The sequence below is a fragment of the Luteibacter sp. E-22 genome, from assembly GCF_049913125.1.
Classification (GTDB): Bacteria; Pseudomonadota; Gammaproteobacteria; order Xanthomonadales; family Rhodanobacteraceae; genus Luteibacter.
On sequence record NZ_CP183975.1, the window covers coordinates 444,222 to 459,347 of the forward strand.

General features: G+C 65.6%; 17 protein-coding genes. 8 read left to right on the forward strand and 9 right to left on the reverse strand.

All coding sequences use genetic code 11. The features are described 5' to 3' along the window. Positions 1 to 51 precede the first annotated feature (51 nt). The 4 genes from ACN9M2_RS01850 to ACN9M2_RS01865 form a co-directional block, all read right to left on the reverse strand. Complete coding sequence (locus tag ACN9M2_RS01850; protein WP_426286492.1) at positions 52 to 381, reverse strand: hypothetical protein; 330 nt, start codon at positions 379 to 381, stop codon at positions 52 to 54. Between the two features lie 96 nt (positions 382 to 477). Continuing rightward, positions 478 to 1,161: a glutathione S-transferase gene (locus tag ACN9M2_RS01855; RefSeq protein WP_426286493.1), complete on the reverse strand. Its 684-nt coding sequence runs from the start codon at positions 1,159 to 1,161 to the stop codon at positions 478 to 480. 37 nt (positions 1,162 to 1,198) lie between these two features. After that, a complete protein-coding gene (locus ACN9M2_RS01860) occupies positions 1,199 to 2,503 on the reverse strand; it encodes a thioredoxin family protein (protein WP_426286494.1) in 1,305 nt (434 codons plus the stop codon). Between the two features lie 61 nt (positions 2,504 to 2,564). Further along, entirely contained in the window at positions 2,565 to 3,824 is a 1,260-nt protein-coding gene (locus ACN9M2_RS01865; RefSeq protein ID WP_426286495.1) for an MFS transporter, read from the reverse strand. Positions 3,825 to 3,920: 96 nt separating this feature from the next. Here ACN9M2_RS01865 and ACN9M2_RS01870 point away from each other — a divergent pair, with 96 nt between their 5' ends. Beyond that, positions 3,921 to 4,634, forward strand: a complete 714-nt coding sequence (locus ACN9M2_RS01870; RefSeq protein ID WP_426286496.1) for a hypothetical protein — start codon at positions 3,921 to 3,923, stop codon at positions 4,632 to 4,634. A 2-nt stretch (positions 4,635 to 4,636) separates the two neighbouring features. Here the strand turns inward: ACN9M2_RS01870 and ACN9M2_RS01875 are convergent, their stop codons facing one another. Both ACN9M2_RS01875 and ACN9M2_RS01880 read right to left on the reverse strand, forming a co-directional pair. Further along, on the reverse strand, positions 4,637 to 5,458 hold the full coding sequence (locus tag ACN9M2_RS01875; RefSeq protein WP_426286497.1) for a ferritin-like domain-containing protein: 822 nt from the start codon (positions 5,456 to 5,458) through the stop codon (positions 4,637 to 4,639). A gap of 72 nt (positions 5,459 to 5,530) precedes the next feature. Further along, a complete protein-coding gene (locus ACN9M2_RS01880; RefSeq protein ID WP_426286498.1) occupies positions 5,531 to 5,944 on the reverse strand; it encodes a universal stress protein in 414 nt (137 codons plus the stop codon). A 190-nt stretch (positions 5,945 to 6,134) separates the two neighbouring features. Between ACN9M2_RS01880 and ACN9M2_RS01885 the strand changes: the two genes are divergently transcribed. From ACN9M2_RS01885 to ACN9M2_RS01905, 5 genes are all read left to right on the forward strand, one after another. Next, complete coding sequence (locus tag ACN9M2_RS01885; RefSeq protein ID WP_426286499.1) at positions 6,135 to 6,584, forward strand: hypothetical protein; 450 nt, start codon at positions 6,135 to 6,137, stop codon at positions 6,582 to 6,584. A 145-nt stretch (positions 6,585 to 6,729) separates the two neighbouring features. After that, positions 6,730 to 7,254 carry a peroxiredoxin gene (locus tag ACN9M2_RS01890; protein ID WP_371023778.1) on the forward strand — a complete coding sequence of 175 codons (525 nt, stop codon included), beginning with the start codon at positions 6,730 to 6,732 and terminating at the stop codon, positions 7,252 to 7,254. 2 nt (positions 7,255 to 7,256) lie between these two features. Next, positions 7,257 to 7,799 carry a hypothetical protein gene (locus ACN9M2_RS01895; protein ID WP_426286500.1) on the forward strand — a complete coding sequence of 181 codons (543 nt, stop codon included), beginning with the start codon at positions 7,257 to 7,259 and terminating at the stop codon, positions 7,797 to 7,799. Positions 7,800 to 7,864: 65 nt separating this feature from the next. Then, on the forward strand, positions 7,865 to 8,617 hold the full coding sequence (locus ACN9M2_RS01900; RefSeq protein ID WP_426286501.1) for a DUF2884 family protein: 753 nt from the start codon (positions 7,865 to 7,867) through the stop codon (positions 8,615 to 8,617). Positions 8,618 to 8,684: 67 nt separating this feature from the next. Then, positions 8,685 to 9,119, forward strand: coding sequence for a PA2169 family four-helix-bundle protein (locus ACN9M2_RS01905; RefSeq protein ID WP_306851164.1), 435 nt, complete (start codon positions 8,685 to 8,687; stop codon positions 9,117 to 9,119). Positions 9,120 to 9,127: 8 nt separating this feature from the next. Here the strand turns inward: ACN9M2_RS01905 and ACN9M2_RS01910 are convergent, their stop codons facing one another. After that, positions 9,128 to 9,349, reverse strand: a complete 222-nt coding sequence (locus ACN9M2_RS01910; RefSeq protein WP_426286502.1) for a hypothetical protein — start codon at positions 9,347 to 9,349, stop codon at positions 9,128 to 9,130. A 91-nt stretch (positions 9,350 to 9,440) separates the two neighbouring features. After that, positions 9,441 to 12,173 carry an ATP-binding protein gene (locus tag ACN9M2_RS01915; RefSeq protein WP_426286503.1) on the reverse strand — a complete coding sequence of 911 codons (2,733 nt, stop codon included), beginning with the start codon at positions 12,171 to 12,173 and terminating at the stop codon, positions 9,441 to 9,443. A 404-nt stretch (positions 12,174 to 12,577) separates the two neighbouring features. Here ACN9M2_RS01915 and ACN9M2_RS01920 point away from each other — a divergent pair, with 404 nt between their 5' ends. Together ACN9M2_RS01920 and ACN9M2_RS01925 are read left to right on the forward strand one after the other, a co-directional pair. Beyond that, positions 12,578 to 13,216, forward strand: a complete 639-nt coding sequence (locus tag ACN9M2_RS01920; protein ID WP_426286504.1) for a response regulator — start codon at positions 12,578 to 12,580, stop codon at positions 13,214 to 13,216. 118 nt (positions 13,217 to 13,334) lie between these two features. After that, positions 13,335 to 14,162, forward strand: coding sequence for a DUF2884 family protein (locus ACN9M2_RS01925; protein WP_426286505.1), 828 nt, complete (start codon positions 13,335 to 13,337; stop codon positions 14,160 to 14,162). Between the two features lie 7 nt (positions 14,163 to 14,169). On the opposite strand, the gene ACN9M2_RS01930 is transcribed toward ACN9M2_RS01925, so the two are convergent. Next, complete coding sequence (locus ACN9M2_RS01930; RefSeq protein WP_426286506.1) at positions 14,170 to 15,120, reverse strand: D-2-hydroxyacid dehydrogenase family protein; 951 nt, start codon at positions 15,118 to 15,120, stop codon at positions 14,170 to 14,172. Between the last annotated feature and the right edge of the window lie 6 nt (positions 15,121 to 15,126).

Here is a 15,126-nt window from a genome sequence, read left to right on the forward strand (position 1 = left end):
AGGCCGGGATCGCTCCCGGCCTTTTCCTGCCCCCAGCCCTGACGACAGGTGTCAATCGTCGTCGCGCAGCACGTGGCGGATCAGCAGGAAGGTGCCGATCGCGGCGGCGGCGATGCCGATGGTGAGGCCCGGGTTGCGCCGGACCTGCTTGCGCAGCTTGCGGTACTGGTAGGTGGCCTCGTCGGCGACGTCTTCGGCCAGGTAACGGATGCGCTGGCCACTCATGCCGTTGCGCTTGGCGAACTTGTTGGTCACGCGGCGGCCGCGGTCGAGCAGGTCATTGCCGACGCCGGAAGCTTCGTCGGCGTAATGGCGAACGCGACCCGATACACCGTTGACGGCGCTCTCGACCTGACGCGCGAACTCGCGGTTTCTGCTCATCGGATGGCTCCCTCTACAACGTTACAGTCGGAAGACGACTTTGCGATCCACCTCGTGAGCGTGATGTAAACAGGCGCCCAAAGGTTGAAGGGGGATTCAGCCTGGCCTTGCACGGACGAGGTCATAGTCGCCGCCCCGCTCCAACGCCCTTCGATAGGCAGGGCGGGCGTGGATACGTTCGAGGAATCCATGCAGGCCCGGGCGGGTGGCGTCGAGCGCCGCCCGGCTGGAGGCGGCCTCGAGCGGAAAGCTCATCTGGATATCGGCCGCGCTGAACTCGGTGCCGGCGAACCAGCCGGTCTTGCCGATTTCGTCCTCCAGGTAGTCGAGGTGCAGTTTGATCTGTGGGTCGACAAAGGCCTTCTGCGCGCCGCGCGCCAGCATGCGTGCGATGGGTTTGGCGAAGAAAGGCACGGGTGCCGATTCCATGCGGATGAACACGAGCTTGAGTAGCAGCGGGGGCATGGCGGACCCTTCCGCGTAATGCAGGAAGTAGCTGTAGCGCAGCGCATCGGGCGTGCCTGCGGCAGGCTTGAGCCGCCCCCCGCCATAGCGCCCGACCAGGTATTCGACGATGGCGCCGGATTCGGCCAGGGTGACGTCGCCGTCCACCATTACGGGGGATTTGCCGAGAGGATGTACGGCGCGAAGCTCCTTCGGAGCCAGCATCGTCTTCGGGTCGCGCTGGTAACGCACGAGTTCGTACGGCAGGCCGAGTTCTTCGAGCAGCCAGAGCACGCGCTGCGACCGCGAGTTGTTCAGGTGGTGGATGACGATCATGGCTGCTTCGGGCTGGGAGGAGTGCGCAGGTTACCGATCAACCCGCCGCGGTCAACGCCTCCTGCAATTTCTTCGTCTGCTCGGGAAACGCCTTGCCTTCCGCCGCGACGGTGTCGGCCACGCGCTTGCGTGCTTCATCGTCCCTGTGCAGTGCGCGCAGGGCCTTCACCTGATAGGTCGCGACCGCGAAGCGATTCGCGCCGTACGCCTTCTTCGATGCCGCGTCGAGATATGGAAGGCCTTCGGCGGGCTTGCCGCCCTCGACGAGACGGCGGCCGTAACGGTAGTTGTAGACATAGTCGTCCGGATAGGCCGCGATCAACTGCTTCTCGAGGGTATCCAGTTCGTCGCCCGCCTTCGCCCGGACCAGGTACACGCGAAGGTTGTCGGCGAGGTTGCGGTCGCTCTTGAGATCGCCGTGCAACTTTTCACGGCTGAGATCGATCGCCTTGCGCAGCACGGCCTGTTCGGCGGCATGGTCGCCGAGTGCCGCATCCAGGTCGGCTGCCGTGAGAACCGCGCTGCGCTGGTCGGCACACGCAGGGGTGGCGGTGAATACCTGCGTGGCAAGGAACTGCTCGTAGGGTGTCCGTTGCGGCGCGAGCGCCTGCTGCCGGGAATCCGGGTGCTGCGATTCGGTGGCACCGATGAGGTCGTCCAGCACGTAGGGACGCTCGCAACCGATGTTGCCGGCGAGGACCTTGGTGGCGGCCTCGGCGATGCCCTTGTCGTCCTTGCGATCCTTCGCCTGCAGCAGGAGCAAGCGCTGCTTGGCCAACGCCACGCGCTTGTCCTTGTCCGACACGTTGCGCACCATCGCCGGCAAGGTGTCGAACCAGGCGATGCCTTCGTTACCCTGGTAGCGCTGCTGGTAGGTGTCCAGCACGTCGGCCACCGCGGCCATCGAACCCTTGGCGGCGTCGGACTTCTGTTTGGACAGGCGCGCATCCCCGGAAAGGAGGGCCGCGACCTCGGGATAGAACGTTTCACGGGGCCGTTCGGCAAGGATGCGCCCGAGTTCCTCGCCATCGGGCCCGATCGCCACGTAGGTCGGCAGGAAGTGGACGTTGAGCTTCTTCATCCACGCCTGGTCGGCGGGCTTGTCGGCGTCGGCTTCGTAGAACACCACTTTGCTTTCGAGGTCGTTCCATTCCTTGCCGTTGAGGACATGGCTGGCCATGTAGTAGCACGAGTAGCACCACACGGCCTGGAAGTCGATCAGCACCGGTTTGTGCTCGCGCTTGCCCTGGGCGAGCGCGGCGTCGAGGCTGGCAGGGGATTCGTGCGCGGCGAAGGCTGGCGCGGCGAGCATGACGAGGATGGCGACGAGCAAGCGCTTCATGGTGGACCCTCACCCTTTGGAGGTATAGACGTCCACCTAATAGCACGTTTCCGGCGCTGTGTCAGATCGTTCCGCTGGCGCCCTCGATCGGCTCCGGGTCCGATACCAGACCCTGGCGACGGCGCAGGGAGGGGAACCACCATATCCATAGCCCCACCACCAGAAGGGTCCCTATGCCGCCGACCAGGGTCGCGTTCACCGCGCCCACGGCAGCGGCCAGCAGCCCGGATTCGAACTCGCCGAGCTGGTTGGACGTATTCACGAAGATGGCGTTGACCGCACTCACCCGTCCGCGCATGTCGTCCGGCGTTTCCAGTTGCACCAGCGCCCCGCGAATCACCATGCTGACCATGTCGAAGGCACCCAGGGCGAACAGGGCTATCACGGACAACCAGAGGGTGGTGGAGAGCGCGAAGACGAGCGTGGCGACACCGAAGCCCGCGACGGAGGCGAACATGATCGGTCCGACCCGGCGTTCCAGCGAATGCCGGGCCAGCCATACCGACATCAGCAAGGCGCCGACCGCCGGCGCGGCGCGCAGGATGCCCAGGCCCCACGGACCGGTGTGCAGGATGTCCTTGGCGAAGATCGGCAGCAGGGCCGTCGCGCCGCCGAGCAGCACGGCGAACAGATCGAGGGAGATCACGCCGAACACCGCCGGCCGGCGGCGGATGAAGTGCACCCCGGCGAACAGGGTCTTGAGGGTGACTGGCTCGCGTCGCGGCGGCAGGTGGTCGTAGGCCAGGCGCGACATCAGCGTCAGCGCCACGAGGTAGAGCAACGCGGAGACGCCGTAGACGGTGGCGGCGCCGGCCACGTAGAGCAAGCCACCCAGCGCGGGTCCGGCGATCATCGCGGCCTGCCCCGCCGAGGCGTTGGCGGCCATCGCGCGGGGAAGCACGTGGGCGGGAACGAGCGCGGGCAGCATCGACTGAAGCGCGGGGAATTCGAAAGCCTTGGCGACACTGACCACGAAGACCAGCGCGAGGATGCCCGTTTCGGTCAGGTGGCCGGCCAGGCTGAACCCCGCCAGCAGGGCGATGGCGATCCATTCGACCGCCTGGCATATCGTGACGATGCGGCGCCGGTCGAACTGGTCGGCGATATGGCCTGCCGGAAGGGCCAGCAGCACCGATGGCACGAATTGCGCGAGTCCGATCAGGCCAAGATCGAACGCGCGGTGGGTCAGTTCGTAGATCTGCCAGCCGACGGCGACGGACATCATCTGGAAACCGAAGCTGGAGGCGTTCTTGGCGAACCAGAATTGCAGGAAGGCGCGATGGCGCAGGAGCGAGACCGCTTCCGTGGTTGGCGAAGGCATGGGGGGTCCTAGGGGCGTCCCCCGCATTTTACGCCGCGTCTTGCCAGTCGCGGCATCGAGCGGCGAAGCTAGGGCCTTTCCAGCAGGAATCGCAAGATGATGCGCCGTATCGCCGTCCTCATCGCCATCGCCGCCCTTGCCTCGGCGTGTTCCCCATCGCAGGACCCGCAGGCCGCCGCGCCGGTATCCACCGCCGACGACCAGGCCGCGGAGGCCGCGAAGAAGCTGGAGACCTATCAGCAACTGCTGAAGCTGCACAACGATGGCCCGGCGGTACAACTGGGCCATGAAATCATCGACAAGTACCCCGACACGCCCGCGGCGGCCGAAGTGAAGAAGACCCTCGACGAGCTCGAGGCCAACTACAAGGCGGCCAGCGAGAAAGCCCGCCTCGCCGCCCTGTGGCTTTACCAGACCTCGCCCATGCAGGGTGGCACGCAGAGCACGGCCACCATCCAGTCCTCGCGGCCGACGGGCGAGCAGACGGTGCGCCTGATTCTTCGTCGGCATACCGACTGGGGGCAGAGCGTCTTCTTGTATGCCACGACCGGTAAGGGCTTCGTCTGCAAGGGAGATTGCTCGCTCAAGGCCACGTTCGACGGCAAGGCGAAGACGATCAAGGCGTTCCGCCCGCCGACCGGTGAACCCGCCCTGCTGTTCCGTAACGACGCGCAGTTCCTCAAGGACCTGGCCCGGACCAAGCGGCTGACCATCGACGTGGTGACGATCAGCCGCGGAGAAACCACCCTCGTCTTCGAGACCGGCGGCTTCGATCCGGACAAGTGGACACCGCTGCCGAAGAAGAAATGACCTCAGTGCAGGAACAGCTTCTCGGTGATCCGCGTCAGCGGCCACTCGAGCATCGAGTTCACCCTCGGTGGCAGGTCCAGCGGGCGTAGCAGCATCTTCACCGTCATCTCGGCGGGAATGTGCCGCTTGAGCAGGCCCTCGGCGCGCGAGGTGACGCGGCGGAATTCCGCGTCGTCCCGGGCCTTGTCCGGATAGCGCACGTTGAAGACGTGGCGCAGCGCGATGTCGCTGTCCTCGTTCTTGATCTCGCGCAGGCGCTTGAGCAAGGTACGAAACGTGCTCAGGCGGCCGATGCCGTCGCGCTCGCGATAGATGCGGAAGTGCTGGTAGAAGTGCTTGTAATGACGCACTTCGTCGCTCTTGATGTAGTTGGTCAGTTCGCGCAACACCGGTTCGTCGGTGACCTCGTTGAGGGCGCGGTAGAGGCTTGCCGTACCCGTCTCCACGACGCAGCGTGCAGCCAGTTCCAGCCCACGGTTCGGCTCCAGTTCCTCCGACGTGCAGACCGAGCCGTAATGGGCGAAGAATGCCTTGAAGCCCGCGTCCCAGTCGAAATCGGGCCAGACGTGGCGCACATAGGCGGCCAGCGCGCGGCCATGCTGCATTTCCTCGTGCTCCCAATGGTCACGCAGCCAGCCTTGCAGTTCCTCGTCACCGGCGAAGTGGTCGACGAGGTTGTGCGTGTACAGGTCCGAGCCGCTTTCGACGAAAGACGAGCTGCACAGGAGCAGGAAAAGATCTTCGTTGTGCCTGACCTTCTCTACGTCGATGCGCGAGAGGTCCAGTTTTTCGAGCGTCCATGGCAAGGTGGCGGCGTAGCTCACTGCGGAATGTTCCTCGATCACAGGTCCTGGTGCCCAGGGGCACAATGACGGGATTGTGACAAAGGCGGCGCGTCAACGCACCACGGTCACCGGCACATGTGCCTTGGCCAGGACATCGGTGGAGGTCGACCCGACCAGCCAGCGGGCGAGCGCGCCTCTTTCGGTGTGGCCTATGACGATGTGGTCCACGCCGTGCCCGGCCACGAAGGAGAGCAGGGCGTCGCCGGGGCTGCCGTGTACCAGTTCGACCTCCACGGGCACGCCCGGGGGCTGGCCGAGCGCGGCGATCTCCTCGCGCAGGCCGCCCAGGCGCTCCTCGATGATGTCGGTCATCATCAGGGCGGACGTGTCGGCGCCGTTGTCCATCTGCATCACCGAGACCACGTGGACCTTCGCCTTGGAGCAGGCCGCCAGTTCCAGGGCGAAAAGGTAGGCACGGCGGGCGGTTTCCGAACCGTCGTAGCCGACCAGGATGTTCTTGGGCATGGGGAATCCTCCATCGCACGGATACGGTTCGATATTAGGGCCACCGCGGCATTCCGGGGAGCCAGTTCACCCGCCGTCCATCTAGCCGGGCCATTCCTGAACGGCCGGTCGGACGCTCCGTGTTTCTTCACATTCGTGAGTGGAGAATCCGCTTCGCAGTTCCCTGCCACCTTTCAACGGAGAAACGAACATGATCAAGCGCATCACGGGTATGGCCGCCCTGGTTCTGGCGGCGGCAGGTGCTTTTACGGTCCAGCCGGCCCAGGCTGCCGAGAGCGGTACCAAGTGCCACATGACCTTCAGCACGAGCGGCTGGGCCGCGATCTACAAGCGCGCCGATGGCCAGGGTCACGTGCGCTGCGATAACGGCCAGTCGGCGACGGTGATGATCCACATCCGCGGTGGCGGTATCACGGCCGGCAAGTTCAGCATCGAGAACGGCAAGGGCGAGTTCACCAACGTCAAGAACATCAACGAGATCTTCGGCGACTACGCGACGGCTGGCGCCAATGCGGGCGCGGTGAAGAGCGCCGAGAGCCTGGCGATGACCAAGGGCGAGGTGTCCCTTGCCGTCACCGGTACCGGCCGCGGTTTCAACCTCGGCGTGGACGTCAGCAAGTTCGAGATCGCGCGGAAGTAATCGCCGGCGCCTCGTGGTCTCGAGGGCGCCCCCATGGGGGCGCCTTTTTTCTTGCGTTCCGGTTCTTGCGTTCCGGCGATACCGGCGCAACCTTGGGAGGCTCGCGAGTACACTCACCGCGATCCCCACCCATCGAGGTTTCCCCATGCGCCGCCTCCTCAGCCTCATCGCCCTGTGCATCGTCTCCGCCGCCGCCTGGGCTTCCAGCCCCGTGGTGGGCGAGAAGGCACCCGATTTCCGCCTGCAGGACCAGAAGGGCGAATGGCACACCCTGCAAACCGAGCAGGGCAAGTGGCTCGTCCTGTATTTCTACCCGAAGGACTTCACCGCCGGCTGCACCACCGAGGTCTGCACCTTCCGTGACGACATCGCCAAGCTGCACAAGGCTGGCGCGGTGGTGCTGGGCGTGAGCCTGGACGACGTCAAGTCGCATGCGGAGTTCGCCGAGAAGTACCACGTGCCGTTCCCGCTGCTGTCCGACCCGGACGGCGCCGTCGCCACGAAGTACGCCGTGCTGACCAGCCATGGCGATACCAAGTACGCCTTGCGCGAGACCTTCCTGATCGACCCGGCTGGCAAGATCGTCAAGGTCTATAAGGATGTCGATCCCGAGAAGAACTCGGGCCAGGTCCTGGCCGATCTCGCCGCGCTGAAGAAAGCGGGCGCCTGATCGTGTTCCAGGCGGCCAAGGGTGCCAGGCGCGCCCGTCCCTTCGCTCCGTGGCGCATCGTGGTCTGGCTGGTGATGTTGCTTGCCGCCGCCGGCTTCGTGATCAATACCTATGCCTCGGTCCTCTTCGCCCATGCGGTGGGCGTGGTGAGCGCCGAGGCGATCGCCGCGGGCGCGGGCGACCCGCGCATCGGCCTTCTATGGTCGCTTGCCTACGCGCTGGCGGCTTTCGTCGTGGTGGCCTTGAGCCTCGGGACGCTGCGTTGGCGTGACTGGGGGCGGCGTGCGATGCGGGTCGTCGCCCTGCTGTTGCTGGTCTGGGCGGCCTACACCGCGTGGGTTTCGTTCGACCAGTGGAGCCAGCTCGGCACGGTCCTTTCCCAGGCCGGCTTGCCGGCGGACCTCCTGGCGGCCGGCCAGAAGCACCGTACGATCCTGCTGATCGGCCTGGTGCTCAAGGTTGTTTCGGTTCCCGTGCTGGCCTGGTTGTCGTGGATTCTTGGCAGCGTATCGGTACGCCAGCAATTCGCCCAGCCGGCGTTCTGATCGATTCGGTTCAGCCGGCATTCGTTCGCCGCCGGCTATCGAAGCGTTTTCCGCCGGGACCCGCCATGACACCACGCTTGCTCGTCTTCGCCCTCGCCACCTGCCTTGCGGGTGGGGTGGCGGCCCAGGACCTGGGCACCACCTGCCAGGTGGCCAGCACCTATGACCTGACGGTGCGGCCGGACAGCCTCGTGTTCGAACGCGCCGATGCGGCTCCGCGTAGTGTGCGCATGCAAGACGGCGCCCTGCTGACCGACGGGCGGGCGGTATCCCTTCGACCCGATGAGCAGGACCGCGTCGCCCTTTTCGAGCGCAACGTCCGGGCGCTGGTCCCGAAGGTCAAGGCGATCGCGAACGATGGTGTCGACCTCGCCGCGCGTGCCGTGCGAGACGAAGCCGCCACGGCCGCCCCGGGCGCGGTGGGCAGTGGCGAACTCGACCGGGTGTTGAACGCCCGGGTGGCGGACATCAAGCGGCGCATCGCCGCCAGCCAGAGTACGCGCGACTGGCAGGAGGATGCGATGCGCGCCTATGCGCAGGAGATCGTGTCCGATGTGACGCCCATCCTTACCCAGGACGTCGGCGGCGAAGCCATGGCGTTGGCGATGAACGGCGACCTGCAGGGAGCGGCGGCGTTGCGGGACCGTGTGGCGTCCGTATCCACGGGTGGCCAGGCCCGCGTGGTGGCACGGCTTGAGGCGGCGCTCAAGCCGCGTATCCAGGCGCTGTGTCCGTCGATCCGCCAGCTGGGCGATCTGCAATCGGGTCTGCACGATGCAACCGGCAGGCCCTTGCTTCTGCTCGAAGCAGGCGGCTGACCGCCGGCTGACCGGTGCCCCGCGCGTTTAAGGCCGGCTAAGTCCGACGGGACTAACGTGCTGCCCCATGGAACGCAACTCGACCCGTGTGGTAAACGGCCTGATCCGGCGAGTGATTGCAGACCGCGACCTCTATCGGCAGGCCGCACGTGGCGTTCGTGAGCCGGGACTCAAGACCATCCTGGAGGAATCCGCCGCCTCCCTGACCGCTATCGCGACGGACCTGCAGGACGAAGTGTCCTCCGCGGGAGTGCGCCCGGCGACGGCCGGCGGGCCCATGAGCGGTGTACGGCGGACGATGATGGAAGCTTCGGTGAAGCTGTCGCATGACCCCGACGTGACGTATATCCGGACGCTGGAGCAGATGGAGCGTCGTCTCCTGGACGCCTTCCTTCGCCTCGAGGCGAGTTCCGGAGATCGCGCGATGGTCGGCAGGCATATCGCGCGCCTGCGCCTGTTGCACCTCGACATGACCAACCTCGGCAGCGCCGCGGGGCGCTGACGCATCGCCTACGCGGCGAGACGTATCGCGTGCAGGGTGCGGTGCAAGTGGATGTCGGCGGAAACGCGGACGGGGAATGCCGACATCAGCGTTTCGCGATCGGCGAAGAAGTTGGCGAAGGCGATCGCGTCCGCAGGATCGGAGCGTACGGCGATCTGCACGCCCTCGCGGAAGATGCCCCAGGTCTCGCCTATGTCCGCGATGTGATATTCGATTGCGTGCTCGTTCATGCCTCGTCCTCCGCCGACGCCTGAAGGCGTACTGCGATCAGGATGACGAGGGAATCGGCGCGAGGCTATCGGACTAGTCTGAAAATTCGCACTAATTCTTGAGCATATCCTCAGTACGTTGACGTGCATCCAGCGCGGTCCGCAATCGCGAGGCATAGCCTTCTATCGCCGACGCGAGTTCCGGTAAACGATGCATGGCGGCGGCGCCATGGGCGCCGCGAAGTTCATTTTCCAGGTATTCCGCCAACGCGGCCTCGGCCGACGGGCCGAAAACGCGCATGCCGCCGAGGATGCGATGAACCCAATCCGCCGCGGCGGACGGATCGTCGAGGGCGGCGATGCCCGCCATGTCTTCACGCACGGCCATCTCGAACCGGTCCACCATGAGAGGCAGCAAGGCGAGATCGCCATAGGTTTCCCGCCATGCATCCAGGTCCCATGGCGAGTGGGCGGAATCATCATCCTTGCCGGGCGAGAGCAGCATGTCCAACTCGCCCAATCGCAGGGGCTTCGTTGCGAATCCATCCATTCCCGAGGCGCGGCAGCGGGCTTCCTCGCCGGGAAGCGCATTCGCGGTGACCGCCACGATGCGAAGAGACGAACCTTGCTCGCGCAGTGCGCGGGTGAGCGCATAGCCGTCCATCACCGGCATGTGCAGGTCGGTCAACAAGACATCGAACCGGCGCGACGAGGCGCGGGCGAGCGCCTCCGCGCCGTCCGCGACCAATTCATAACGATGGCCGAGACGGGCCAGTTGTGCCGCGACCAGCTGCCGGTTCGTCGCGTTGTCCTCGGCAACGAGTACGTCGAGGGTTGCCTCTTTTACAGGCGGCGGCGTGGCGGCGGCCGCTCCCGCGGCCTTGTCGCCGACGGCATGTCGTGATCGGTCCATGTCGAGTATGATCGACAGTCGCGTACCCTCTCCGACCACGCTCGACATCACGAGATCGCCGCCCATCAGTTCCACCAGGCGCCGACTGATGGCCAGGCCCAGGCCGCTTCCACCGAAGCGGCGTGTCGTCGATGGTTCGGCCTGGCTGAAGGGGGCGAACAATCGCTCGATATCCTTCTGGGCGACGCCGATGCCCGTGTCGACCACGTCGATGCGAACCCTCTGCTTCATCTCCATGTCTTTCACGACCTCGACGGTGATGTCGATGCGCCCCCGGGCGGTGAACTTGATGGCGTTGCTGACGAGATTGAGCAACACCTGGCGTAATTTAGCGGCGTCACCCATGACACCTGGCGCCAGGCGCGTATCGACATGGATGTCCACCGAAAGGCCTTTTTGCCTTGTCTGCCGGGCATGCAGTGCCACGACGTCGTCGAGCAGCCGGCGAAGATCGAAGGCGACATGCTCCATCTCGACGGCGCCGGCTTCGATTCGCGAGAAATCGAGCACGTCGTCGACTATTCGCAGTAGCGCTTCGGCCGATGACTCGGCGGTACCGAGCAGGTGGCGCTGGCTCTCTTGCAGCGATGTCTCGCGGAGCATTTCGAGCATGCCTATGAGTCCGTGCATCGGCGTGCGGATCTCGTGACTCATGGTGGCGAGAAACCTGCTCTTCGCCGCGGTGGCCTCTTCAGCCACCTGCTTGGCCTCGGCCAGCTGGGCGGCTTGTTCATGTCGGTCGGAGATGTCGATCCAGTAGCCGGTGAATTCCACCGCACCCGCCACCGGTCGAGGTAGCGCATGCGAGGCGATCCAGCGTTCGGGCGCGACATCGCGTATGCGTATTTCCGCGTGGATCGGTGTGAGGGTGTTCGCCGCCCTCGCGACCTCCGCAAGCAGCGGCGCCTGGTCGCGAGGGTCGATCCTGGCGAACGCGCGGCGTTCGTCGTGCAGGAATGTATCCACAGGAACCCCGAAGATGGGTTCCGGGTTCCCGCCCACGTGGATGAACTCGATGCGCCCGCCCTCGAAGTAGCGAAAACGGTAAAACACGGCAGGGATGTGCCGGGTGATGTCGGCGAGCCGTTCCTCGCTCGACCGCCGCCGCCGTGTTTCGCGACGCAGGCGCATATACGCGTGGGATACGGCGAGCAGAAGGGCGAGCACCGCGGCACCCGGCGGTCCGGCCTTGCGTGCGATTTCCCGCCAGGACCCTCCCCAGGTGTAGTGGGATCGTAACCAGGTATTGCGGATGGCCTGGGTACGACGCTCGGAGATCCGGGCAAGCGCCCTGTCGAGCAGCGGTATCAAGGGGGCGTACCGCCGATCGACGGCGATCGCGAGTTCCGCGCGCTCGTCCGTGGGCGCCGCGAGTTTCAATCGCGCGGGATGGTCGCGGCGCATGAAGTATTCCGCGGTCGCGATGTCGCCCACATAGGCATCGGCTTGTCCCGATGCCACAGCGCGCAGTCCTTCGGCCGCGTCGCGTACCGCGATGGGTTCGACGAGGGGGAGGTGGCGTACCGCATCGGCGACCGCGCCCTGGGCCAGGTTGGCCGCGACACGGTGTCCGCCCAGGTCGGCGGGCCCCGCGATGGTCGCCATGTCTTCACGCGTCACGATCATCACGGGAAAATCGATGTAAGGCTCGGTGAAATCGAAATTCCTGCCCAGCTCGTCGTTTCGAGGCGAAGCCGCGGGAAGGATATCGATGTCACCGGCGGTGGCCCTGCGCACCGTTTCTCCCCAGTGTTGCGTGCGGACGGGCACATGGGCGACGCCGAGAGCGGCCAGGGCTTCGTCGAGGTAATCCATGGCAAGGCCGACGGGCACCCCTCTCCGATCCATCAGGGAGAGTGGCGCCGATGTCGGATCGATGCCGACACGCAACACCGGCAGGTGCGAGAGCCAATCGCGCTCGGCGTCCGTCAACGCGACCTCGTCGTCTCTTGCGGGTCCATCCACGCCCGCGGCGATATGTGGGCCGGCGGCTCGACCGGAACATATGCCCTCGGCAGGAACGGTGTCGGTAAGCGAGGCTAGAAGGCGTCGGCTTCCATCGGCATGCCGTCGGGTTGGTTCATGAGTTCGCGCGACCGTGGAAAGCGGCAAACAGGATGACGTGCTGTCCGGCGGGCACGGCACCGGCTCCGCATCGACCCTGTCGGCGAGAGCGTCGCATGAGCAAACCGCGAACGGAATGATGACTAGGATTCTCAATAGCTGCATGGCGTTCCTTCGACCACGAGCGGATGTTTACTGTAATCTCCGCGATGGTACGACGAGTAGCACATCTCATGGAGAGCGGCAGCAGTTATCCGCCGGCGAGGGAAGAAATGGTTCTGCGCACGATCATTGCCGACGATCATCCGGTGGTCCTGATGGGTACCCGTGCGGCGCTCGAAGCGTCGGGTGATATCGTCGTAGCCGGCGAAGCAGCCAATGGCGATCAACTCGTCGACCTGCTGGCCTCTCGTCCGTGCGATGTCATCGTTACCGATTTCTCCATGCCTGGCGGTCGTCACGGTGACGGGCTTTCGCTGATCGACCTGGTCCGGCGGCGTTATCCGCGGCTGCCGATCGTCGTGCTCACCATGGTGAACAACGCGGCGGTGCTGCAGACGATGCGGGTTCGTGGCGCGTTGGGCCTGTGCGACAAACGGGCGCCACTCAAGGAAGTGGCGGTGGCGGTACGCCATGCGGCGGCGGGCCGGCCCTATCTCAGTGAGACGATTCGACGCCAGTTCGACCAGGCCGGCGTACACAGCGCGACCGACATGACGCGGCTCTCCGCCCGGGAGATCGAGGTGGTGCGCCTGTATGTGAGCGGCATGTCCATCACCCAGATCGCCGAGCGCCTCAGCCGCAGCGTCAAGACGGTGAGCCGGCAAAAGCGCGACGCCATGCGCAAGCTGGGCATCGATCATGACAGCCGGCTTTCCGAATATGCCCGTGAACGGGGCCTCGCTTCCTGACCCTGCTGGAAGTCAGGGTATGACCATTCGCCCATGTGGTGTCGCGCGAATCGGCTTAAACCTTGGGCGACCCGGGCGCATCCCACCCGGAGCCAACCGTTCCCTGGGGAGAAGAACCATGCGCCATTCACTGATTGCCGGTACCGTTGCCATCGGGCTCGTCCTCGCCGCCCCCATGGGACAGGCGAAAGGCTTCAATTTCAGCACCGACACCTGCAAGCACGACTATTCCACGCCCTACGATGTCGATGTCACGGCCAACGGCCTGTCCTTTCATCGCAAGGATGGCGTTCCGGCCCGGGTCTTCCTGCACGATGGCTCGTTGCGGGTGGACGGCAAGGACATCGCGGTCTCCCGTAGCGACGCCGATGCGTTGCGCCGCTACGAGGACGGCGTTCGCCGGCTCATGCCGCAGATCGCTTCCATCGCCCGCGATGGCGTGGAGATGGGATTCTCCGCGATGACATCGGTCACGCTGACGTTCGCCGAGGGTGACCAGCGCTCGGGGATGCTCGAGAAGTTGAAGCGCAAGCAGGCCGAGGCATTGCGCGAGATCGACGAAGGCATCGGCGCCGGGCATTGGTCTTCGGATCGCATGACCGAGACGGTCGCCGGTTCGGTATCGGACTCGGTGGGTGAGCTGGTCGGCTCGGTCACGTCCAGCGCGGTGACCGCCGCCCTCTCCGGCGACTCGAGCAAGGTGGCGGCGCTCCAGGCGCGTGCCGAGTCGTTGGACAAGGCCATGGACCGGGAGATGGATAAGCGTTCGAAAGGCCTGGATGCCCGCGCCAACGCCATCTGCCCTCAGCTCAACGACCTGGCCGACCTGCAGCGCGGATGGAGCGTGCGCACGGCCGATGGCAAGCCGCTCGAACTGATGACGATCAAGCCTAAGAGCAGCCACGATCACGACGAAAGCGAGCCGAAGAAGGTCGCTTCGTCCTGAACGATCCTCAGGCGGAGTGCCGGTCGAGCCAGTCCAGCACGTTGCGGACGGTGTCGCCGTGGAAGGTGCGGTACATCTCTTCCGTGACGTAGCCGATGTGTGGCGTGGCCAGCACGTTGGGCAGGGTACGGAAGGGGTGCGCCGGCGGTAGCGGTTCCTCGTCGAAGACGTCGATCGCCGCGCCCGCCAGGCGGCCGTGGCTCAGCGCATCGACCAGGGCGGCTTCATCGACGATCGGGCCTCGCGAGCTGTTGATCAACCGGGCGCCGGGTTTCATCGCGGCGAGATCGTCCGCACCGATGATCCCCCGGGTGCGTTCGCTCAGGCGGGTATGGATGGTGAGGAAGTCGGACCGGGCCAGGAGTTCCTGCTTCGTGACACGACGCACACCCAACGCGCCGGCGGTTTCCTCGGCGAGGTTCTGGCTCCAGGCGATCACCTGCATGCCGAAGGCCTGGCCGATCCGCGCCACCTTCGAACCGATGCGTCCGAGGCCCAGGATGCCGAGGGTCTTTCCGTGCAATTCCACGCCCAGGCCCACCTGCCATGCCCCCGCGCGCACGGAGGCGGCCTCGTCCGCGATGCCGCGAGCCAGGCCGAGGATGGCGGCCCAGGTGAATTCGATGGTTGGCGTGGACGAGTAGTTCGTATGGACCACCTCCACGCCACGTGCGGCGGCGGCCGCTTCGTCGATCGATGCGTTGCCGCGACCCGTGGACGCGATGAGGCGAAGACGGGGCAGGGCGGCGATGAGGTTCGCGGTCATCGGCGTGCGTTCGCGCATGACGCAGATGACGTCATACGGCGCCAGGCGCCGCGCCAGGGCATCGTGGTCCGCCTCGTGGTCGTGGAAGATGGTGACCTCGGCGCGGCCTTCGAGGAGCGACCAGTCCGCGCAAGCCAAGGCGACCTTCTGGTAATCGTCGAGCACCGCGATACGGATGGTTGCATCGTTCATGGCCGT